The following is a 591-nucleotide window of genomic DNA, read 5'->3' as shown; positions in this document are numbered from 1 at the left end:
GGTTTTCTCCCTCCCACACGGCCCCTTGCGCGTGCAGCTGCAAGGCCTGAGCGCGTTCTTTCAATATTGCGGTTGCGTTCAAAGCTAGAGAATATCGCCATCAGATGAGTATAGATTTCCCCTATAACTGGCGCATTTGTGTCTATTCTGTCCTTGATGGCTATGAAAGTTATTCCGCGTTTCTTCAGGTCGTCGAGTAAAGTAATGACTTGACCCAATGAACCGCCGAGCCGATCTAGTGCCCAAACTACTAGGGTATCTCCCTCGCGCAATGCTTTCAGGCAGTTCTCCAGTTCCGGCGCACCTTTTTTGTCGCGCTTTGGGCCGCTACGTGAGGTCTGATCCTGATAGATTTGCTCACATCCAGCTTTTGTTAGTTCGTCAACCTGGTGCGCCACATCCTGAAGATGCGTAGATTTACGTGCATAGCCGATTTTCATTCTTTTCTCGCTAATTAGTTATGGGGTTATTGTTATGTTGATACAGTAACGAGTTTTGTTACATGAGGGGAGTCATTTTTCGGGAGAAGTCAGGACTTTTCAAGACTGTCACAAAAACCATCGTTTTTGATACATTAATTTAACCAATAGG

At 46.2% G+C, this 591-nt stretch carries 1 protein-coding gene; it reads right to left on the bottom strand.

What is annotated here, in order from left to right:
- The coding region (locus ACOTX2_RS24990; protein WP_194087834.1) for a recombinase family protein at positions 1 to 440 on the bottom strand (440 nt) is incomplete at its 3' end.
- Positions 441 to 591: the final 151 nt, after the last annotated feature.

The sequence above is a fragment of the Enterobacter cloacae complex sp. IR5412 genome, from assembly GCF_049237385.1.
Taxonomy (GTDB): domain Bacteria; phylum Pseudomonadota; class Gammaproteobacteria; order Enterobacterales; family Enterobacteriaceae; genus Enterobacter; species Enterobacter intestinihominis.
This window is presented reverse-complemented; position numbering and strand designations above follow the sequence as displayed.